This window comes from Pseudonocardia sp. ICBG162 (assembly GCF_020496225.1).
In the GTDB taxonomy this organism is placed as follows: domain Bacteria; phylum Actinomycetota; class Actinomycetes; order Mycobacteriales; family Pseudonocardiaceae; genus Pseudonocardia; species Pseudonocardia alni.
In genome coordinates, this window is sequence record NZ_JAHLJD010000013.1 from 1778841 (window position 1) to 1799249 (window position 20409).

The window sequence follows — 20409 nt, forward strand, 5'->3', positions numbered from 1 at the left end:
CATGACTGCGCGGACTGCGGCACCGGTCGACGACGAGGGCCGTGAGGTCCCGATCACGGGCACCGTGCGGCGGGTCGTGTCGATCGTGCCGTCGCTGACCGAGGCGCTGGAGGCGACCGCGCCCGGCATCGTGGTCGGCGCGACGGACTGGTGCACCCACCCCGGCGACCTCGGCGCGGACCGGATCCGGGGGACGAAGAACCCCGACGTCGAGCGGATCGTCGCGCTGGCACCGGACCTGGTCGTCGCCAACCAGGAGGAGAACCGGCTGCCCGACCTCGACGCGCTGCGCGCCGCGGGTCTGCCGGTGTACGTGACCGACATCCGCGACGTCGACGGCGGGCTCGCCTCGCTGGGCCGGATGCTCGCCGCGTGCGGGCTGGACGAGCCGGACTGGCTGCGCGAGGCCCGTGCGCTGTGGGCCGCGGTCGAGCCCGCCCGCGACCGTCGCCGGGCCGTGGTCCCGATCTGGCGCAGGCCCTGGATGGCGGTCGGCTCGGACACCTTCACCGGCGCCGTGCTGGACCGGCTCGGCGTGGTCAACGTCCTGGACGGCTCCCCGGAGCGCTACCCCCGCTTCGACCCCGCCGACCTGCCCGATCACGACCTCGTCGTGCTGCCCGACGAGCCGTACCTGTTCACCGCCGAGGACGGCCCCGAGGCGTTCGACGCGCCGTCGGTGCTGGTCAGCGGGCGGCTGCTGACCTGGTACGGCCCGAGCCTGCTGGAGGCGGCGCGCGAGCTTCCCGCGGCGCTGACCCACCCCGGCTGAGCCCCGGCCCTCGGTACGGTCGGGGTCATGGCAGCCGACGACGAGGACCTGATCGACACGCTCATCCCCCGGCTCGACCTGGACGCGAAGGTCCGGCTCCTCACCGGCGCCGACTTCTGGTCCACCCCGGCCGAACCCGCGATCGGGCTGCGCCGGATGGTGCTGTCCGACGGCCCGTCGGGGGTGCGCGGGGAGAGCTTCGACGAGCGGACCCCGTCGCTGTCGCTGCCGTCGTCGACGGCGCTGGGCGCGACCTGGGACCCGGCCGCGGCCCGCCGCTACGGCTCGGCACTGGGCGCGGAGGCCCGCCGCCAGGGCGCCGACGTCGTCCTCGGCCCGACGATCAACCTGCACCGCAGCCCCTTCGGCGGCCGGCACTTCGAGTCGCTGTCGGAGGACCCGCTGCTGACCGGCGAGCTCGCCGCGGCCTACGTGGCGGGGCTGCAGTCCCACGGCGTCGCCGCGACCCCGAAGCACTACGTCGCCAACGACGCCGAGACCGAGCGCTTCACCGTCGACAACCGGGTCGACGAGCGCACCCTGCACGAGCTGTACCTCGCGGCGTTCGAGCCGGTCGTCACCCGGGCCGGGGCCTGGGCGCTCATGTCCGCCTACAACGCCGTCAACGGGCCGACGATGAGCGAGAACCCGCTGCTCGCCGAGCCACTGACCGGTGAGTGGGGCTTCGACGGGCTGGTCGTGTCCGACTGGGGCGCGGTCCGGACCACCGAGGCCTCGGCGAACGCCGAGCAGCACCTGGTCATGCCCGGGCCGGTGGGCGTCTGGGGCGAGCGGCTCGTCGCCGCCGTCCGCGACGGCCGGGTCGCCGAGGCCACGGTGGACGAGAAGGTGCGCCGGCTGCTGCGCCTGGCCGCCCGGGTCGGCGCGCTGGACGGGGCGGGCGCCCCGCCCGTCGCCGCCCCGGCCGCCGAGGACGGGCCCACCGTCGCCCGGGAGCTCGCCGCCGCGGGCAGCGTCCTGGTCCGCAACACCGGAGAGCTGCCGTGGGACGCCGCCACCCTCGGCACGGTCGCGGTGCTCGGCCACAACGCGGCGCTCGCCCGCATCCAGGGCGGCGGCAGCGCCACCGTGCGACCGGCCGCCGTCGTCTCCCCGCTGGAGGGGCTGCGTGCCGTGCTCGGCGGGGACCGCGTCCGGTACCGGCTGGGCGCGCAGGTCGCCGAGGGTGTCCAGCCCTTCGACCCCGGCCGCATCACCAACCCGGTCACCGGCGGTCCCGGGCTGCGCGCGGTGTTCCGCGACGCCGACGGCGCCGAGCTGCGCGCCGAGGACCGCCTCGGCGCCTCGCTGATCTGGATGGGCCCCGAGATCCCCGAGGGCGCCGACCACGTCGAGATCTCCCTGCGCTGGGACGCCCCGGCCGGGGAGCACCGGGTCGGCGCGGCCGCCGTCGGGCACCTGACGCTCGACGCGGGCGGCACCACCGTGCTCGACACCGAGGGCGTCCTGACCGGCGACGAGGGGCCCGGCGCGGCGATCTTCGAGGCTCCGTCGGTGACCGCCGGGGTCACCACCGACGGGCCGGTCGACCTGGTGCTGCGGTTCCGCCCGTCCGGGCAGGAGGCCGGGATGGCGCTGGTCGCCGTCACCGTCGGGACCGAGACCGTGGTCGCCGACCCGGACGCCGAGATCGCCGCCGCGGCCGCGCTGGCCGGGGAGTCCGACGTCGCCGTCGTCGTGGTGGGCACGAACGACCGGATCGAGAGCGAGGGCTTCGACCGGTCCACCCTGGCGCTGCCCGGGCACCAGGACGCCCTGGTGCGGGCGGTCGCCGCGGCGAACCCGCGCACGGTGGTCGTCGTGAACTCCGGCTCGCCGGTGCTGCTGCCCTGGCGCGACGAGGTCGCCGCGGTCCTGCTCGGCTGGTTCGGCGGGGAGCGGTTCGGCGAGGCCCTCGCCGACGTGCTGCTGGGCGCGGCGGAGCCGGGCGGGCGGCTGCCCACAACCTGGCCGGCGACCGGCGAGGAGCGCTCGGTGCTCTCCGGCGTCCCGGCCGGCGGGGTCCTGCGCTACGACGAGGGCGTCCACATCGGGCACCGCAACTGGCTGCGGCACGGCGAGACGCCGGCGTACCCGTTCGGCCACGGTCTCGGGTACACGACCTGGACCCTCGACGACGCGACGACCGGCCCCTGGTCACCGGACGGCGTCGAGGTCACCGTGACGCTGACCAACACCGGCACCCGGACCGGGCGCCAGGTCGTGCAGGCCTACCTCTCGCGACGTGGGGGCGACGTCGAGCGCCCGGCCCGGTGGCTGGCCGGCTGGGCCGTCGTCGACGCCGCCCCGGGCACGACGACGGTCACCGTCCCGGTGTCCCGGCGCGCGTTCCGGCACCGGGCCGGGGCCACCTGGGCCACCGAGCCCGGCACCTGGACCCTGCACCTCGGGTTCTCGGTCACCGACACCCCGCTGCACGCCGACGTCGAGGTCGCCGCGCAGGGGTGAGGCGCCCGGTCAGGCGTGCGCGGCCCGCACCAGGTCCGAGCACTTCTCCCCGATCATCATCGTGGTGATGTTCGGGTTGATCGCCGGCAGGAACGGCATCGCCGACGCATCGGCGACCCGCAGGCCCTGCACCCCGCGGACCCGCAGCTGCGGGTCCAGGACCGCGCCCGGGTCGTCGTCGGTGCCCATCCGCGCCGTGCACGCCGGGTGGTAGACGGTGTTGTGGGTCTTGCCGATGTAGTCGGCGAGCTCGTCGTCGGTGACGGCGTCCGGGCCCGGCGCCAGCTCGGCGGCGATCCACTCCTTCAGCTCCGGCTGCTCGGCGATGCGGCGGGCCAGCCGGATGCCCGCGGTCATCACCCGCATGTCGTGGCCCTCGGGGTCGGTGAAGTAGCGCGGGTCGACCCGGGCCCGGTCCCGGAAGTCGCGGGTGCGCAGCCGCACGGTCCCCCGGGACCGGCCACGGGTGACGTTCGGGGTGAGGCAGAACCCGTTGTCGGTGGTCGGGTAGCCCCAGCGCAGCGTGTTCATGTCGAACGGCACCGAGCCGTAGTGCATCATCAGGTCCGGCCGGTCCAGGGCCGGGTCGGTGCGGTGGAACAGCCCGATCTCCCACCACTGGGTCGACTCGGTGACCATCGGCTTCGCCGCGTCCCAGAAGACCAGGCCCTCGACGTGGTCGTCGAGGTCCGAGCCGACGCCGGGCAGGTCCGAACGGACCTCGATGCCGAACTCGCGCAGGTGCTCCCCCGGGCCGATGCCCGAGAGCATCAGCAGCTTCGGGGTGTCGATCGCCCCCGCCGAGAGGATCACCTCGCGCTCGGCGTGCGCGGTCTCGCGGCCCGGGCCGATCCCCCGCTGGTACTCGACGCCGGTGGCGCGGGTGCCGTCGAACAGCACCTGCGAGGCCCAGCAGTCGGTGCGCACCTCCAGGTTCGGGCGCGAGCCCAGGATCGGGTGCAGGTAGGACACCGACGCCGAGGCGCGGGTGCCGTCGGGGAAGGAGTTGATCTGGAAGTACCCGGCGCCGTCGGTGACGGTGTGGCCCTCGTTGAACCGCACCGTCGGCATGCCGACCTGCGCGGCGGCGGCCAGCACGGCGTCGCCGCAGGGGTCCTTCGCGGGGATCTGCATGAGGTTGACCGGGCCGGAGCGGCCGTGGCCGTCCCAGTCGCCGTCGTTGGTCTCCAGGCGCCGGATCAGCGGCCAGCACTCGTCGGCGGACCAGCCGGTCAGGCCGGACGCGGCCCACTCGTCGAGGTCCTCGCGCGGGGTCCAGAAGGCGATGCAGGAGTTGTGCGAGCCGCAGCCGCCGAGCACCTTCGCCCGGGCGTGGCGCATGTGGGAGTTGCCGCGCTCCTGCGGCTCGACCGGGTAGTCCCAGTCGTAGCCGGAGTCGAGCAGCGCCATCCAGTCGGTGAGCCGCAGGATGTTCGGGTCGCCGACGTCGGACGGGCCGGCCTCCAGCAGCAGCACCCGCGCCGCGGGGTCCTCCGAGAGCCGCGCGGCGAGCGCGCAGCCCGCCGAGCCGCCCCCCACCACGATGTAGTCGAACCGGTCGGTCACGCCGTCTCCCCCATGCCCTGCTCGATCTCCTTCGCCCGGTGCTCGGGCAGACAGCCCAGCCCGTGGCGCCCGCGCAGCCGGAACCACGCCAGCCCGGCCAGCGCCACGACCCCGATGAACAGGAACGCGATGAACCGCAGCCACCCGGTGCCGTAGACCTCCTCGCGCGGCCAGGCCAGGTTGATCGCCATCGCCGCGCCCCACAGCACCGCCAGCACGTTCACCGGCAGGCCGAGACGCCCCAGCGAGAAGTACCCCTTCTGGCCCTCGTCCGGCCACTGCCCGCGCAGCCGCCGCACCAGCATCGGCACCGTGACCAGCAGGTACGCGATGTAGATCATGATGATCGCGACGCTGGTGACCGCGGTGAAGACCTCGGGCACGCCGACGTTCGCGACCAGGATCAGGATCGCGACCACCCCGACGACGATCGCCGGCACCACCGGCGTCTTGTGCTTCGGGTCGATCCGCGCCAGCACGGAGCCGGCGGGCAGTGCGTTGTCGCGGGCCATCGCGAACATCAGCCGGATCGCCGCGGTGTGCACCGCGAGCAGGCAGACGATCACCGCGATGCTGATGGTGATCAGGAAGACCCGGCCGATCGTGCCGCCGGCGACCTCCAGCAGCACGAGCTGCCCGCCGCCGTCCTTGCTGCCCAGGCGCGGGTCGGCCAGGTCCGGTGCGGCCAGGATGATGCCGAGCAGGATCAGCCCGCCGAGCACGAACGACGCGACGACCGCGCGCAGGATCGCCGCCGGTGCGGTGCGCCGCGGGTCGACCGTCTCCTCGCCGAGCGAGCTGGCGGTGTCGAAGCCGTACATCACGTAGGCCGAGGCGAGCGCCGCGACGAGGAACGTGCCGAAGTACCCGCCGCCGCCCGCCGCCGGGGCCGGGGTCTCGAACAGCACCGAGACGGGGTTGCGGATGCTCAGCAGCAACGCCACGACGATGACGACGGCGGCGATCAGCTCGATGAACACCCCGGTCGAGTTGATCCGCGCCATCAGCTTCACCCCGACCGCGTTGATCACCGTGGTGAGCACGATGAGGATCGCGCCGAGCAGCACGCCGTTGACGGCGGCGTCGCCCGCGTCGGAGGCGTCGCCGACGAGCTGGAAGCCCGACCAGATCTGCGGGAACGTCAGCTGCGCGGCCAGCGCGACCGCCGACAGCGACACCACCGAGGCGGTGAACATCATCCAGCCGGCCAGCCAGGACACGGTCGGCCCGGCCAGCTGCTTGGACCAGTTGTAGACCGACCCGGCGACCGGGTAGCGCCCGGCCAGCTCGGCGAACGACAGCGCCACCATGAACTGGCCGGCGAACACCATCGGCCAGGACCACCAGTACGCCGCGCCGCCGGTGCCGAAGCCGAAGTAGAACAGCTGGAACGTGCCGGTCAGGATCGAGATGTAGCTGATCCCGGCCGCGAAGCTGGCGAACTTGCCGATGCTGCGGTCGAGGGTCTGGCTGTAGCCGAACTCGGCGAGCCCTCCCCCGTCGCCGTCGGCGTCCGGGGAGCGGTCCCGCCGGGCCGGTCCGGGAACGGTCATCGTCGACCTCCTGTGCCGTTGCGTCGCGTCATCATGGAGGCCTCAGCGGCCCGAGAACCACCCCTGCGGTACCGGGGCGGTGTTGGTCCAGACGTGCTTGATCTCCTGGTACTCCGCCAGCCCGGTCGGGCCCAGCTCGCGGCCGTTGCCGGACCGGCCCATGCCGCCCCACTCCGCGCCCGGGAAGTACGGGTGGAAGTCGTTGATCCAGACGGTGCCGTGGCGCAGCGCGGAGGCGACCCGGTGGGCGCGGCCCATGTCGGCGGTGAACACCGCTCCGGCCAGGCCGTAGGCGGTGTCGTTGCCGAGCCGCACGGCCTCCTCCTCGGTGGCGAACCGCTCGACGGTCAGCAGCGGGCCGAAGGTCTCCTCGCGGATCAGCCGCGAGTCCGGGGCGAGGTCGGTGATGACCGTCGGCAGGTAGAAGTAGCCCTTCGCCAGCTCGGGGTCGTCCGGCCGGGCGCCGCCGCAGCGGATCGTGGCGCCCTCGGCGCGGGCGGCCGCGACGAAGTCCTCGATCTTGGCCAGGTGCGTGGCGGAGACCAGCGGGCCGACCTCGACGCCGTCGGTGAGGCCGTTGCCGAGCCGGATCAGCTGCGCGCGGCGCACCACCTCGTCGACGACGGCGTCGGCGACCGAGTCCTCGATGATCAGCCGGGCGCCCGCGGAGCAGACCTGACCGGAGTGCAGGAACACCGCGAGCATCACGTAGTCGACGGCGAGCTCGAAGTCGGTGTCGGCGAAGACGATGTTCGGGTTCTTCCCGCCCAGCTCGACGGCGGTGCGCTTCACCGTCTCGGCCGAGGCGCGGATGATCTTCTGCCCGGTCGCCAGGCCACCGGTGAAGCTGACCATGTCGACGTCCGCGTGCTCGGAGAGCGGGCCGCCGACCGAGGGGCCGTCGCCGAGGACGATGTTGACCACCCCGGCCGGGATCCCGACCTCCTCGCACAGCTCGACGAGCGCGATCGAGGTCAGCGGGGTGACCTCGCTGGGCTTGACCACCATCGTGTTGCCGGCGGCGATCGCCGGGGCGACCTTCCAGGACAGCTGCAGCAGCGGGTAGTTCCACGGGGTGATCAGCGCGCAGACACCGACCGGCTCGTGCACGATCCGCGAGACGACGGCCGGGTTGCCGGTGTCGACGATCCGCCCGGCGTCCTTGTCGGCCAGCCCGGCGTAGTAGCGGAAGACGGCGGTGACGTCGTCGACGTCCTGGCGGCCCTCCGCGATCGTCTTGCCGGTGTCGAGGGTCTCCAGCCGGGCGATCTTCTCCCGGTCGCGGACCAGCAGGTCGGCGATCCGCCCGAGCAGGGTGGCGCGCTCACCGGTCGTGGTCCGTCGCCACGGCCCGTCGTCGAAGGCGCGGCGGGCGGCGGCGACGGCACGGTCGACGTCGTCGGGCCCGGCCTGGTCGACCTCGGTGACCGTCGAGGCGTCGTAGGGGTTGACCACCGGGGCGGTCCCGGCGGACCCGGTGGTCCAGCTTCCGTCGATGTAGAGGCTCGGCACGGCGCGAGCTTTCACCGGGAACCGGTCGGTGTGCAAACGCGGGCCCGGCGTCCTTGCGTGGGGAGACGGTCACGCTTTCCGGCCGCCCCGCGTGGCAACGTGCCGAATGCCGGGTTAGGGTTGCGCGATGAGCAACACGGTGCGCGGACGGGAGCCCGGGGTGCAGTCGGTCGACCGGGCCATCACCCTGCTGACCCTGCTGGCCGACCGCAGCGAGGCGGGGGTCAGCGAGCTCGCGGCCTCGCTCGACGTCCACAAGTCGACCGCCTTCCGGCTGCTCGGGGCGTTGGAGGAGCGCGGGCTGGTCGAGCAGATCGCCGACCGCGGCAAGTACCGCCTCGGGTTCGGGCTGATCCCGCTCGCCGGCCGGGTCGCCGAGCGCCTGGAGGTCACCACCCAGGGCCACCCGGTCTGCGAGACGCTCGCGGAGCGGCTCGGCGAGACCGTCAACATCGCCATCCCCGACCGCGGGTGGGCGGTCAACGTCGACCAGGCCCGTGGCCCGTCGATGGTCACCACGTTCAACTGGCTCGGCCGGATCACCCCGATGCACAACACCTCCAGCGGCAAGGTGCTGCTCGCCTCGGTCGTCCTCGACGACCCGGCGACGATGCCGGACACGGTGCCGGAGCAGGGCCGCGACACGCTCGTCGAGGAGCTGCACCGGGTCCGCCGGCACGGGTACGCGTGGTCGCTGGAGGAGCTGGAGACCGGCCTGAACGCCGTCGCCGCGCCGGTGCTGGACCACGGCGGTGCGGTGGTGGCCGCCCTCTCGGTGTCCGGGCCCGCCTACCGGCTCTCGGCCGAGCGGATCGAGCGGATCACCCCGGAGGTCGTCGCCGCGGGGCGCGAGATCAGCCGTCGCATGGGGTTCTGGCGCGACCGCTGAGCCGCGGGCCTACGGCGGTGGGGCCGGCGCGGGCCCCTGCAGGCGTTCCAGCACCGGCGGCAGGGTGCGCTCCAGCTCGTCGCCGTGCCGCTCGAACTCGCGCCGCAGGAACGGCGCCGCCAGCTTCAGCAGACCCTTGAGCCGCACCCGGGCGTGGAAGCTCACGACGCTCCCCCCGTCCTCGGCCGGCTCGACGACGATCTCCTCGGTCGCGGTGACCGTCGGGTTCTCCCCGACGAACACGACCCGGCCCGCCGACAGCTCCCGCAGCGTGTGGTCGAGCTCGCTCTCCCGCCCGCCCCACACCGACACCGTGTGCCAGGCGGCGCCGACCGCGACCGGGCCACCGCCGTCGGAGCGGGTGCTGGAGCGCACGGTGGGGTCCCAGATCTCGCTGTGCCCGTGGTCGGCCAGGTAGCCGAGCACCGTCTCGGCAGGGGTGGACACCGTCATCACCCGCTGGACGCCGACCACGACGCTCCTCTCCCCGGCCGGGCGCCGCTCGGGACCCGGCCCGCTGCTCCCGACCGGCGCAGATGGTCTCACGGCGACCGGCCATGATCGAGAGCACCCGCGCCGGATTCCCCGGAACGCCCGTGCCGGGGCCGCGCGGCACGCACACTCCTCCCGACGCGGGCGGGCCGGGCGGGCCCGCCACCGACGACGGAGGTGCCGCGGTGCACGACCGAGACCGACCGGGGACGCCGTGGACGAGCGGACGGCCCCTTCCCGGGCCGCACCCGTCGTCGGGCGGGGTGGCGCGCTCCGACCCGGACGGGCTCGACGCCGCCGCCGCGGCGCTCGACCGCGTCGCCGAGGGCCTCACCGGGGACGCGGCGCTCGTCGGCCCCGCCGTGCCGGTGCCCGGCTTCGCGGCCGGGACGGCCGCCGCGGCCTGGGAGGACGCGATGGTGCGGGCCGTCCGGGAGCACGCGGGGCACACCGCGTCGACGGCGTCGGCCCTGCGCGCGGCCGCCGCGGCCTGGCGCGCCGCCGACGACGACGCCGCGGTGGCGTTCGCCGGGCGCGCCTCGTGAGCGCCGGGCCCGCGCTGGGCGACCTCGTGGCCGCCGACCCCGGCGCGTGGCTGCGCCGCGCCGGCACCTGGGACGGGATGTCCCGGGCCCTGTCCGACCGCGCGGCCGAGCTGGAACGCTCCGCACCGGAGTCGTGGAGCGGGGCCGACGCCGACGCGGCCGCGCTCGCCCGCGCCGAGCAGGTCCGCAGGCTGCGTGCCGACGCGGGCACCGCGTCCCGGGCCGCGCAGGTGCTGGGCACCCACGCCGGTGAGGTGCTCGACGCCCAGCGCCGGCTCGTCGTCGCCGCGCTGGCGGTGCACCCGCAGTTCGTCGTCGACCTCGAGCGCGGCACGCTGTCCGCCGGCGTCGGCGCGCACCCGCCGGGTGTGTGGCGGCTGCCCGCGATGGTCGCCCGCTTCGGGGCGGACCTGGTCCGCCTGTCCACCACGGTGGCCGACGCCGTCGGCGCCGCCGCCCGGTCCGACCGCGCCACGGCCGCCGCGCTCGACGCGCTCCGCCCCGCCCCCGCGGCGGCGCCCCGCCCGGTCGCGCCCGCCGCGGCGCCGCCCGCCGGTGCGGACGCCGGTGCCGTGCGGTCCTGGTGGACCGGGCTGCCGGGGGCCGACCGGGAGCAGCTGCTGCACACCCGGCCCGGGCTCGTCGGCGGGCTGGACGGCGTGCCGGTCGCCGACCGGGACCGGGCGAACCGGGTCCTGCTCGACGCCGAGCTGTCCCGGCTGCGGGCCCGGGCGGCGCTGCTGGACCGGGCCGGGGACACCGCGGGCGCGGACCGCGCCCGGCGGGCCTCGGCCGGGCTGGAGGCCACCCGTCGACGCCTGGACGCCGGTGACGCGTACCTGCTCCGCCTGGAGCGCGGGAGCACCGGCGGGCGGCTCGTGCTCGCCGTCGGCGACCCGGGACGCGCCGCGCACGTGCTCACCCACGTCCCGGGGACGACCGCGGGCTGGGACACGGTGCCCGGCGACCTGGCCCGGGTCGAGGCGACCCGCGCGGCCGCCCGGGCGGCCGCGCCGGACGGCGCCGTGGCCGCGGTGCTGTGGACCGGCTACGACGCTCCCCCGGACCTGCTCGCGGCGGCGGACCCCGCGGCCGCCCGCGCCGCCACCGGGGACCTGCGGTCCTTCCAGGACGGCCTGCGGGCCGGGCACGCCGGACCGGTCCACCTGACCGTCGTCGGGCATTCCTACGGCTCGACGGTGCTCGGGAACGCCGCCCGGGGCGGCGGCCTCGCCGCCGACGACGTCGTGTTCGTCGGCAGCCCCGGGACCGGCACGGGGCACGCCTCCGAGCTCGGCACCGCACCCGGGCACGTCTGGGCGACGACCGCGCGGCACGACCCGATCGGCCGGGTGCCCGGGGTCGAGGTCTTCGCGACCTCGCGCGGTCTCGCCCCCACCGGGCTCCTGCACGGCCCGGACCCGGCGGCACCGGGGTTCGGTGCACGGGTGTTCGACTCGGCCCCCGGGTCGGTGCTCCCGCGCACGGACGACCCGGCCACCCCGAACGACGAGTCCGCGTTCGCCGCCGCGCACGGCGGCTACTGGGACCCCGGCTCGCCGAGCCTGCGCACCCTCGGCCGGATCGTCGCCGGAGCACCCGTTCCGTCGTGACGCTCCGTCATGATCGATCCGCTTTGCGAGACCACCGCACGTCCGTCCGGCCGAACGAACGACCGCTCAACGAACCAGAGATGGGCCAGGTCACAGGTAGTCGTCAGACCAACCGCGACTAGCCTGTCCCGGACGTGGGCACGGGCAGTAGCATGCGGGCGTGACCGAGACCGAGAGCAGACCGGCACGGCGCACCGGCCGTCCGCCACTGACCGACCGCGCGACACTGCTGGCCGCTGCGCGCGAGCTCGGCTTCTCCGACCTGACGGTCGGTGCGGTGACCGCCCGGGTCGGCGTGAAGTACTCCACGTTCTACCGCCACTTCCCCAGCCTGGAGGCGCTCGTCGCCGCGCTGGTGGACGACGTGGTGACCGACGACGTCTTCCCCGCGACCGACGAGGGCCGGTGGCAGGAGCAGATGCTGGCGTTCGCGGCGGCGACGTTCGACGTGATGGCCGAGCACCCGGGGCTCGCCCCCGCGATGGTGCGGCTGCCGGAGTCCCCCGAGGCGGTGCTGTCGGCGTTCCGGCGGCTGACCGACCGGCTGCTGGAGGCGGGCTTCACCGCCGAGGACGCGGTGCTGGGCGCCTCGACCGCCATCCACATGGGAATGCAGCCGTGGCTGACGGCCAACTCCCTCGGCATCGGGGACGCGCGCCGGCGCGACCAGGTGCTGGAGTCGGCCGAGCCGTTCGACGCGCAGATCCGCTCGGTGTTCCGCGACCGGATCGACGACCCGCCGCGCAGCTGGACCCTGAGCCGCGTCGAGCTCGTCGTCGCCGGGCTGGAGACCCGCCTGGCGTCCTGACCCCCGACACGACGACGCCCGGGGTGCTTCGCGTGAGCACCCCGGGCGTCGGCGTCGGATCAGGCGGTCAGGTGGGAACGACCTGGTCCGCCTGCGGACCCTTCTGACCCTGGGTGACCTCGAAGGTCACGGTCTGCCCCTCGTCGAGGCTGCGGTATCCGGAGGACTGGATCGCGCTGAAGTGGACGAACAGGTCCTGCCCGCCTCCGTCCGGCGTGATGAACCCGTACCCCTTCTCCGCGTTGAACCACTTGACGGTTCCCTGTGGCATCCGGATGTCTCCTCGCGTCTTGCCGGTTCCTACGGGGTGGACATTAGCCGTACCGGACCCCGCCGTGCTACAGGCGACGTGCGATCGGGTACCGGCGCGTCGCGTCGAGCGTCCCTTTCGACCGCTTTTGCGGGGTCCCCGGGGCGGTCAGGCGAGGATCGCGGCCAGTACCAGCCCGCCGCTGGTCGCGACGAAGGACAGTCCGCTGACGGCCCGGAAGACCGGGTGCCGGACGACGTCCGGTCCCCAGGCCATCGGCAGGAACAGCGCCGGGTTGACCCAGGTGCCGAACACCAGCACGGCCACGAGCCAGCCCGGCAGGTCCGGCGCGGCCAGCCCGACGGCGACCAGGATCAGCCCCATCAGCACGAAGTCGAGGTGCGCCTGCAGCAGCCGGCGCGGTTCCACGATCCCGATCCGCCGCCACGCGTCGGGGCGGGTCACCGACACGACCACCGCCCAGCCCAGCATCGCACCGAGGGCGAGCTCGACGAGCCCGATCCGCACCATCGCGTCCATCCGGTGATCATGACGGTGGGCCGGCGACGGACCGGCACCGGCTCACCGGCGCGGGATCAGCCCGCCCGCGCAGAGCGCCCACGCCACCAGCAGCGGCTGCCCGGCCAGCCGCGCGGCGCGCTTCGTGTCGGTGTCGAGGCCGAACCCGTCGACGCGGTTGCGGTACTGGGAGACGTTGCCCGGGAAGATCGCGGTGAAGAACGCCGCGGCCAGGCCGCCGACCCGGCGGCGCTCCTTCGGGAGGCCGGCCAGCGCGGCGCCGAGCGCGATCTCGGCGGCCCCGGAGAGCAGCACGACGTCGTCGGTGTCCATCGGGACCCACGGCGGCACCTGGGCGCGGAACTCGCGGCGGGCGAAGGTGAGGTGCGAGGTCCCGGCGAACACCAGCATCGCGCCGAGCGCGAGGCGGGCGACGTCCTGCCGGATACGGGTGGCCGTCGTGCGCGTCATGATCCGACCGTGCCACGGCCCGGGCGGGCGGGCGCGCCGGACCGCACCGCCGGGTGACCCGTCAGGGACGCTCGCGCAGCTCGATCCCGGCCGGGGTGGTGGCCCCCGCCAGCCCGCAGAGCAGGTCGAGCTCGGCGACGACGTTCTGCAGCACCTGCGCGACGCCGCGGGCCCCGTCCAGGGCGAGCCCGTGCACGAACGGGCGCCCCAGCAGCACGGCGCGGGCGCCGAGCTGGACCGCGGTCGCGACGTCGGCGCCGGTGCGCACCCCGGAGTCGAGCAGCACCGGCAGCGCGTCGCCGACGGCGTCGACGACACCGGGCAGCGCGTCCAGCGAGGCGACCGCGTGGTCGATCTGGCGGCCCCCGTGGTTGGACACGACGACGCCGTCCACCCCGGCGTCGGCGGCGCGGCGGGCGTCGTCGGGGTGCAGGACCCCCTTGAGCAGGATCGGCAGCCGGGTCCGCGAGCGCAGGGTCGCCAGGTCCTCCCAGGACAGTCGCGGTCGCGAGTAGACCCGCAGGAAGGTCTCCACGGCCGCCCGCGGGACGGGCGAGCGCAGGTTGTCCCGGAACCGTCCGGGGGCGTTGCGGGTGATCTCGAGCAGGGTGCGCACGGCCTGCGGGGTGACCTTCGGCGGCGCCCCGGCCGACGGCGCGGCGAGGGTCTGTTCCACCAGGCCGCGGAACACCGGGTCGGAGGTGTACTGGGCGATCCCGATGCCGCGGGCGAAGGGCAGGTGGCCCAGGTCGAGGTCGCGGGGGCGCCAGCCGAGCATCGTCGTGTCGAGGGTGACGACGACGGCGTCGCAGCCGGAGGCCTCGGCGCGGCGCAGGAAGCTGTCGACGAGCTCGTCGGAGGTGGACCAGTACAGCTGGAACCAGGTGGGGCCGCCGACGGCGGCGATGTCCTCCATCGGCGTCCCGGCCTGGTTGGAGATCACCATCGGGACCCCGGCGGCCGCGGCCCCGCGGGCGACGGCGAGGTCGGCGCCGCGCCGGACCAGGTCCAGCGCGCCGATCGGGGCGAGGAGCAGCGGGGCGGGCAGCGTGCGGCCGAACAGCTCGACGCTCAGGTCGCGCTCGCCGACGTCGCGCAGCACCCGCGGCACGATCTCCCGGCGCGCGAACGCCGCTCGGTTGGCGCGCATCGTGGTCTCGGCGCCCGCGCCACCGGTGACGTAGGCGTCGGCGCGCCGGCTCATGGCCCGCCGCGCGCGACGCTCCAGCTCGTCGGGACCGGTCGGGACCCGGGGACGGGCGCCGGAGACGCCGTCGCGGTAGATCCGATCCTGCCGAGCCCGGCCCGGTGCCGTCATGGCGCCCTCCCCCGTCGTCGCGCGGTCAGCCTACGGACCGCGCCGCCGGTCCCGGGCCGGTGCGGTGCCGGGTCAGTGCGGGTCGGCCGCGTTCAGCCGGGCGACGACGTCGGCGTACTCGCCGCGGGCCTCCGCGCGGCGCAGCGGCAGCACCCGCTCGACGAGGACCTCCCCGCCCGGTGTCCCGGCCTCGAGCAGCGCGAGGACCTCGGCGACGAAGTCGTCGAGCGGCATCGCGATCGGGCTGTCCTGATGGCCGGGCAGCAGGTCGGTCGCCACCGACGGCGGCACGATCTCGACGAGCTCGACGGTCGTGTCGGCGAGCTGCAGGCGCAGCGATTCGGTGAGCATGTGCACCGCGGCCTTGGTGGCGTTGTAGCTGGGCGTCGCGGCGAGCGGGACGAACGCCAGCCCCGACGACACCGTGACGACCGACGCGACCGGCCGTCCCCGCAGGTGCTCCACGAGCGCGCCGATCAGCCGGATCGGGCCGAGCAGGTTGGTGGTGACGACCTGCTCGGCCGAGGCCAGGAAGCCCTCGGGGCCGTGCCAGTCCTCGACCCGCATGATCCCGGCCATCGCGACGAGCACGTCGAGCAGGTCGCGGCGCCGGCCGCCGAGGACCACGGTGTTGCCGCGCTCGTGCAGGGCCAAGGCCAGGGCGAGTCCGATTCCACTCGTCGAGCCGGGGATGAAGACGGTGCGTCCGGTGATCTGCATGGCCCCACCGTCGCCGCGCGGCGGACGGGACGGCAGAGACCGGTCATCGGGGGATCACCGGTCCCTGGTTGCCCGGCGGGTCCCCGCGGATACTCGGCGGCGTGGACCGTGCAGCCCTGGCCGACTTCCTGCGCCGGCACCGCGCCGGCCTCCGCCCCGGCGACGTCGGGCTCCCCGACGGCGCGCGCCGGCGCACGGCGGGGCTGCGCCGCGAGGAGGTCGCGACGCTCGCGGTCATGTCGGCCGACTACTACACGCGGCTGGAGCAGCAGCGCGGACCGCAGCCGAGCGAGCAGATGCTGGCGTCGCTGGCCCGGGCGCTGCGGCTCGGCACCGAGGAGCGCGACTACCTGTTCCGGTGCGCGGGCCGGAACGCGCCGGCGTCGGGCCCGGTGTCCGATCACGTGGCCCCGGCACTGCTGCGGGTGCTGGACCGGCTGCACGACAGCCCGGCCCTGATCCTGACCGTGCTCGGCGAGACGCTCGTGCAGAACGACATGGCCCGGGCGCTGTTCGGGGACCACACCCACCACACCGGGCTCGCCCGCAGCGAGGTCTTCCGCTGGTTCACCGACCCGGACGCCCAGCGCCTGTACCCGCCCGCCGACCGGCCCCGCCAGAGCCGCGCGCAGGTCGCGACGCTGCGGGCGGCACTGGCGATGCTCGGGCCCCGGTCGCGGGCCGGGGAGCTGGTGGGGGTGCTGTCGGAGCGCAGCCCCGAGTTCGCCGCCCTGTGGGAGCTGCACGAGGTCGGGCGCCGGTTCGCCGACCACAAGACGCTGCTCCACCCGGAGCTCGGCGAGCTGGAGGTGGACTGCCAGGCGCTGTTCACCGAGGACCGGTCCCAGGCGCTGCTCGTGCTCACCGCGGCGCCGCGCAGCGAGACCGAACGGCGCCTGGAGCTGCTCCGGGTGATCGGCAGCGAGCAGTTCAGCGCGGGCTGAACCGGGTACCGGTCATGCGTGCAGGCGCACCGGGAGTGCCGTGAGCGCGTGGATCAGCGTGCTCTCCCGGTGCTGCCCGGGGGCGCCGGCGAGCGCCATGTCCGGGAACCGCGTGAGCAGCGTCCGGAACGCGACGTCGGCCTCGAGGCGGGCCAGCGGGGCGCCGAGGCAGTGGTGGATGCCGTAGCCGAACGCGAGGTGCCCGGAGGTGTCGCGATCGGGGTCGAACCGCTGCGGGTCCGGGTAGCGCCCGGGGTCGCGGTTGGCCCCGATCAGCGAGACGAGCACGACCTCGCCGGCCGGGATCGTCACGCCGGAGTACTCGACGGGCTCGTCGGTGAAGCGGATCGTGGCGAGGTTGACCGGTCCGTCGTAGCGCAGGAACTCCTCGACCGCCTGCGGCACCCGGTCGGGGTCGGCGCGCAGCCGGGCGTGCTGGTCGGGGTCGCGCAGCAGCGCCAGCACGCCGTTGCCGATGAGGTTGACCGTGGTCTCGTGCCCGGCGACCAGCAGCAGGAACGCCATCGCGGTGACCTCGGTGGGGCTGAGCGAGTCGCCGTCCTCCGAGGCGCGGACGATCTCGGACAGCATGTCGTCGCCGGGGTGGGCGGACTTGTCGGCGACGAGCTCGGACAGGAACTGCGCCATCGACGCGGCGGCCGTGGCGCGCTCCTCGTCGGGTCCGCTGGAGAGCAGCAGGTTCGACCAGTGCCGGAAGTCCTCGCGCCGCTCCCCCGGGACACCGAGGATCTCGGAGATGACCGTCATCGGCAGTGGGAACGCGAAGTGGTCCAGCAGGTCCAGCTCGGGACCCGCCTGCTCGGCGGCGTCGGCGAGCTCGGTGGCGATCTGCTCGATCCGCGGCCGCAGCCGGGCGATCGCGCGGACGGTGAACGCCCGTCCGACCAGCTTGCGCAGCCGGGTGTGGTCCGGCGGGTCGGCGTTGAGCATGTGCCCGACGAGCGAGTCGGCGAACTGGCGGATCGAGGTCGCACCGTGCCGCTGCAGCACCTCGGGCAGCCGCCGGGAGTCCTTCTGCAGCCGCGGGTCGTTCAGCGCGGCGCGGGCGTCGTCGTAGCGGGTGATCATCCAGAACGTCAGCCCGTTCGGGCCGGTCGCACGGGTGACCGGACGCGCGTCGCGCAGCTCGCGGTAGAGCGCGTCGGGGTCGTCGAAGAAGTCCTGGTCCAGCCGTACCGGCCGGGTGTCGTGGTCGATCGTCATCGTCCGCTCCTCGTCCTGGGTGACCTCGGCTCTCGCCAGGATTGCACTCCTCGTGCAAAAATGCACTCGTGATGAAAGGGACGGAGCGGCGGCCGTCGGCCCGGGAGCGGAACCGGCGGTCCATCCTGGACGCCGCGCAGGCCGTGCTGCGCGAGGATCCGGACGCCTCGCTCGACGAGGTCGCAACCCGCGCCGGCGTCGTGCGGCGCACCGTCTACGGCCACTTCACCAGCCGTCACGACCTGGTGGTCGCGCTCGTCCGGGCGGCGTCGGCGGACTTCGTCGAGCAGGTCGGCGAGGTCGACCCCGACGCAGCCGACCCGGCCGGCGAGCTCGCAGCCACCCTCCTGCGCACCTGGAGCACGTCGCGGCGCTACGGCCCGGTCATCGCGCTGGCCCGCCGGACCGCCGACGACGAGATCCGCGCCGCGATGGCGCCGTTCCACACGATCATGATCCGGCTGCTGGAGAACGGGCAGCGGGCCGGTGTGTTCTCCCGGCACGTCGCGGCCCCGGTGCTGGCCGAGGTGCTGCAGGCGGGGTCGATGGCCTACCAGCACGCCGCGCAGGACGGACGGTGGGACGGCGACGAGGCCGACGTCGCCCTCGGGCACCTGCTGACCCTCGGGGTGCCGGAGGCCGAGGCGCGGGCCGCGGTCGCGCGGGCCACTACTTGACCTGAAGTTTCGTTCAGGTCCTAGGTTCAGCGGCATGTTCACCGACGAGGAGATCGCCTACCTGCGCAGCCGGCGGATCGGGCGGCTCGCCACCGCCCAGCCGGACGGGACGCTGCAGGCCAGCCCGGTGGGGTTCGGCGTCAACACGAGGCTGGGGACCATCGACATCGGCGGCTTCCGCATGGACCGCAGCCGCAAGTTCCGTAACGTCGCCGCGAACGGGCAGGTCGCCTTCGTCGTCGACGACGTGCTGTCGACCGACCCGTGGCGGGTGCGGTTCGTCGAGATCCGGGGACGGGGCGAGGCGCTGACGGAGCCGACGGACTCCGCGGGGCAGTCGGCGGGGTCGGGACCGATCATCCGGATCCACCCGACGCGGATCCTCACCCTCGCGCTGTCACCCGAGGATCAGCAGGTGGATCCGCACGAGGTGGGGATCCGGGCGCGCGACGTGGGGTGAGACCGCTACAGCAGCGCGTCGATCTCACCGCGGTGGAACGCGAGCGGTGTGGTGGGGAATCCGTACCGGTCCTGGTGCCGCGTCCCCGAGCCGCACCACCCGCAGCGGCCCACCGCGTCGTAGACCGCCCGGCCCTCCAGCTCGGCCCGGCGGGCCGTGACCGCACGGTCGGCGCGGGTGGGCCGCGGGGCCGACCGCCGCGCGGGGCTCGCCGACGAGCGGCCGGACAGACGCGAGTACAGCCAGATGCCCGCCACCGGCAGCGCGACCAGACCGGCGGCGACGACGACCCACTGCAGGATGCCGATCACCGTGCCGACGACGAGGACGGCGAGCACGACGATCCCGATCGCCTGGGCGAGCTTCAGCACGACGTTCGACATCGCGGGTCCTCCACGTCCGGTGTGGGTGGTTGCGGTCCCGATGTCGGATCGCCGCGATGCCGCGTTACACCGCCCCGGCGGGCCCGTGCACCGTCGCGCGCGGCGCGGTCAACCCTCCGCGTCACGGACGTCGGCACCCCGCTCGGCGAATGCCACGAAGTCCTGCATGTGCAGTCGTGACTGCCGGCGGAAGACGCCGCGCAGGAGTGGCGCCGCCAGTCGCATGGACAGGCTGCTGAACCGGTACTCGTTCTCGCTCGTCCAGAGCGTCGTCCCCGGACCGGCCTCGGTGAACCGTTCCCGAGCGGCACTCCACATACCGTCGGCGACGATCTCACGTTCGAAGTGGACGACCCTGTCCGCCGGGATCCCGTTCAGGTCCGACGGTTCCCGGCGCGTGATGGTCTCGACGGCCTCCATCTCCTGCCCTCCCGTCCGCAGCACGACGCGCGACCGGGTACCGACCTCCCCGTGCAGTCCGTCGATGGGCTCGTGCAGCACCAGGCCGCGCAGCCATCTCGGCAGGTGGACGGGGTCGGCGAGCAGCTGGACCACGCTCTCCCGCGGCAGGGCGATCTCGGTCGAGACGGTGTACCTCACGGCGGGTGCTCCAGGGGCTCCGGACGAAGGGTGCACACGCTAGTGACCGTGACCACGGGCGTCCACGACCGTCGGATCGTCCCCGGAGACGGAGCGACCCCCGGAACCATCGGTGATGGTCTAGGGGGTCGATCGTGAGTGGCTGCCCGGGTCACCTGACTGACCTCGGGACATGCTCCTCCGATTGGACTCGAACCAATAACCGCCCGATTAACAGTCGGGTGCTCTGCCATTGAGCTACGGAGGACCGTTCATGCCGTTCCGGGTGGTGTTCCCGGCGACGAGAAGAACTCTACAACACCCCGTACAGCCCTATCGCAACCCCCCGTTCGGCCGCTGTTCCCGCAGGTCGGAGCCCCATCCGGGTGGCGGTCGGACAGCGGCCGCGGTCCGGGTACGGTCGCGGTCGGAGGTGAGGGGAATGGTCAAATTCCTCGTGGGTGTCGCCGTCGGGTACGTCCTCGGCACCAGAGCCGGTCACGAGCGCTACGAACAGCTCGTCCGTGCCTATCACCGGGCGGCGGACCATCCCGCGGTGCAGGGCGCCGCGGGCGTCGCGCGGGCGGGTGTCGAGGGTGCGCTCGACAAGGTGCGCGGCGGCCAGAACACCGGGCGCTGAGGGCT

At 74.5% G+C, this 20409-nt stretch carries 22 protein-coding genes and 1 tRNA gene; 10 read left to right on the forward strand and 13 right to left on the reverse strand.

All coding sequences use genetic code 11. The annotated features are described in order from the left end of the window. Position 1 precedes the first annotated feature (1 nt). Both KPL60_RS11250 and KPL60_RS11255 read left to right on the forward strand, forming a co-directional pair. The gene (locus KPL60_RS11250; protein ID WP_226365769.1) at positions 2-772 is read left to right on the forward strand and encodes a helical backbone metal receptor; all 771 of its coding nucleotides are present in this window, start codon (positions 2-4) and stop codon (positions 770-772) included. A 27-nt stretch (positions 773-799) separates the two neighbouring features. After that, entirely contained in the window at positions 800-3241 is a 2442-nt protein-coding gene (locus tag KPL60_RS11255; RefSeq protein ID WP_226365770.1) for a glycoside hydrolase family 3 C-terminal domain-containing protein, read from the forward strand. Between the two features lie 9 nt (positions 3242-3250). Here KPL60_RS11255 and KPL60_RS11260 read toward each other — a convergent pair whose 3' ends face one another. From KPL60_RS11260 to KPL60_RS11270, 3 genes are read right to left on the reverse strand one after another with little or no spacing between them, the layout of a single operon-like run. Beyond that, positions 3251-4807 (reverse strand): GMC family oxidoreductase, encoded by a 1557-nt coding sequence (locus KPL60_RS11260; protein ID WP_226365771.1) that lies wholly within the window; start codon positions 4805-4807, stop codon positions 3251-3253. Then, entirely contained in the window at positions 4804-6360 is a 1557-nt protein-coding gene (locus KPL60_RS11265) for an APC family permease (RefSeq protein ID WP_226350874.1), read from the reverse strand. Before KPL60_RS11265 ends, KPL60_RS11260 begins: the two co-directional genes overlap by 4 nt. A gap of 42 nt (positions 6361-6402) precedes the next feature. Next, positions 6403-7872, reverse strand: coding sequence for an aldehyde dehydrogenase family protein (locus KPL60_RS11270; RefSeq protein ID WP_226365772.1), 1470 nt, complete (start codon positions 7870-7872; stop codon positions 6403-6405). 127 nt (positions 7873-7999) lie between these two features. Between KPL60_RS11270 and KPL60_RS11275 the strand changes: the two genes are divergently transcribed. Beyond that, the gene (locus tag KPL60_RS11275) at positions 8000-8761 is read left to right on the forward strand and encodes an IclR family transcriptional regulator (RefSeq protein WP_226356045.1); all 762 of its coding nucleotides are present in this window, start codon (positions 8000-8002) and stop codon (positions 8759-8761) included. 9 nt (positions 8762-8770) lie between these two features. Here the strand turns inward: KPL60_RS11275 and KPL60_RS11280 are convergent, their stop codons facing one another. Next, positions 8771-9235, reverse strand: a complete 465-nt coding sequence (locus tag KPL60_RS11280) for an SRPBCC family protein (protein WP_226356044.1) — start codon at positions 9233-9235, stop codon at positions 8771-8773. Positions 9236-9438: 203 nt separating this feature from the next. Between KPL60_RS11280 and KPL60_RS11285 the strand changes: the two genes are divergently transcribed. The 3 genes from KPL60_RS11285 to KPL60_RS11295 all read left to right on the forward strand — a co-directional run bounded on the left by KPL60_RS11285 (position 9439) and on the right by KPL60_RS11295 (position 12219). Continuing rightward, positions 9439-9798: a hypothetical protein gene (locus tag KPL60_RS11285; protein ID WP_226356043.1), complete on the forward strand. Its 360-nt coding sequence runs from the start codon at positions 9439-9441 to the stop codon at positions 9796-9798. After that, a complete protein-coding gene (locus KPL60_RS11290; RefSeq protein ID WP_226365773.1) occupies positions 9795-11411 on the forward strand; it encodes an alpha/beta hydrolase in 1617 nt (538 codons plus the stop codon). Before KPL60_RS11285 ends, KPL60_RS11290 begins: the two co-directional genes overlap by 4 nt. 160 nt (positions 11412-11571) lie before the next feature. After that, a complete protein-coding gene (locus KPL60_RS11295; protein ID WP_226356041.1) occupies positions 11572-12219 on the forward strand; it encodes a TetR/AcrR family transcriptional regulator in 648 nt (215 codons plus the stop codon). A gap of 67 nt (positions 12220-12286) precedes the next feature. On the opposite strand, the gene KPL60_RS11300 is transcribed toward KPL60_RS11295, so the two are convergent. The 5 genes from KPL60_RS11300 to KPL60_RS11320 all read right to left on the reverse strand — a co-directional run bounded on the left by KPL60_RS11300 (position 12287) and on the right by KPL60_RS11320 (position 15497). Next, a complete protein-coding gene (locus KPL60_RS11300; RefSeq protein WP_020624259.1) occupies positions 12287-12490 on the reverse strand; it encodes a cold-shock protein in 204 nt (67 codons plus the stop codon). Positions 12491-12637: 147 nt separating this feature from the next. Further along, on the reverse strand, positions 12638-13009 hold the full coding sequence (locus KPL60_RS11305; protein ID WP_226365774.1) for a hypothetical protein: 372 nt from the start codon (positions 13007-13009) through the stop codon (positions 12638-12640). 42 nt (positions 13010-13051) lie between these two features. After that, positions 13052-13459, reverse strand: coding sequence for a hypothetical protein (locus tag KPL60_RS11310; RefSeq protein WP_226365775.1), 408 nt, complete (start codon positions 13457-13459; stop codon positions 13052-13054). Positions 13460-13520: 61 nt separating this feature from the next. Continuing rightward, entirely contained in the window at positions 13521-14777 is a 1257-nt protein-coding gene (locus KPL60_RS11315; RefSeq protein WP_226365776.1) for an alpha-hydroxy-acid oxidizing protein, read from the reverse strand. A 72-nt stretch (positions 14778-14849) separates the two neighbouring features. Beyond that, positions 14850-15497, reverse strand: coding sequence for an SDR family oxidoreductase (locus KPL60_RS11320; protein ID WP_226365777.1), 648 nt, complete (start codon positions 15495-15497; stop codon positions 14850-14852). Between the two features lie 101 nt (positions 15498-15598). On the opposite strand from KPL60_RS11320, the gene KPL60_RS11325 reads away from it, so the two are divergent. Next, the gene (locus tag KPL60_RS11325; protein WP_226356036.1) at positions 15599-16441 is read left to right on the forward strand and encodes a helix-turn-helix transcriptional regulator; all 843 of its coding nucleotides are present in this window, start codon (positions 15599-15601) and stop codon (positions 16439-16441) included. 12 nt (positions 16442-16453) lie between these two features. Here KPL60_RS11325 and KPL60_RS11330 read toward each other — a convergent pair whose 3' ends face one another. Beyond that, a complete protein-coding gene (locus KPL60_RS11330) occupies positions 16454-17665 on the reverse strand; it encodes a cytochrome P450 (RefSeq protein ID WP_226365778.1) in 1212 nt (403 codons plus the stop codon). A 71-nt stretch (positions 17666-17736) separates the two neighbouring features. Here KPL60_RS11330 and KPL60_RS11335 point away from each other — a divergent pair, with 71 nt between their 5' ends. Then, the gene (locus tag KPL60_RS11335; protein WP_226356034.1) at positions 17737-18342 is read left to right on the forward strand and encodes a TetR/AcrR family transcriptional regulator; all 606 of its coding nucleotides are present in this window, start codon (positions 17737-17739) and stop codon (positions 18340-18342) included. A gap of 34 nt (positions 18343-18376) precedes the next feature. Further along, positions 18377-18802, forward strand: a complete 426-nt coding sequence (locus KPL60_RS11340) for a PPOX class F420-dependent oxidoreductase (RefSeq protein ID WP_226365779.1) — start codon at positions 18377-18379, stop codon at positions 18800-18802. A 5-nt stretch (positions 18803-18807) separates the two neighbouring features. Here KPL60_RS11340 and KPL60_RS11345 read toward each other — a convergent pair whose 3' ends face one another. The 3 genes from KPL60_RS11345 to KPL60_RS11355 form a co-directional block, all read right to left on the reverse strand. Next, positions 18808-19185: a hypothetical protein gene (locus KPL60_RS11345; protein WP_226356032.1), complete on the reverse strand. Its 378-nt coding sequence runs from the start codon at positions 19183-19185 to the stop codon at positions 18808-18810. Positions 19186-19293: 108 nt separating this feature from the next. Beyond that, positions 19294-19785 carry an SRPBCC family protein gene (locus KPL60_RS11350; protein ID WP_226365780.1) on the reverse strand — a complete coding sequence of 164 codons (492 nt, stop codon included), beginning with the start codon at positions 19783-19785 and terminating at the stop codon, positions 19294-19296. Between the two features lie 175 nt (positions 19786-19960). After that, positions 19961-20032: transfer RNA gene (locus KPL60_RS11355), tRNA-Asn, on the reverse strand. A 174-nt stretch (positions 20033-20206) separates the two neighbouring features. Here KPL60_RS11355 and KPL60_RS11360 point away from each other — a divergent pair. After that, the gene (locus KPL60_RS11360; protein ID WP_226365781.1) at positions 20207-20404 is read left to right on the forward strand and encodes a hypothetical protein; all 198 of its coding nucleotides are present in this window, start codon (positions 20207-20209) and stop codon (positions 20402-20404) included. Positions 20405-20409 lie beyond the last annotated feature (5 nt).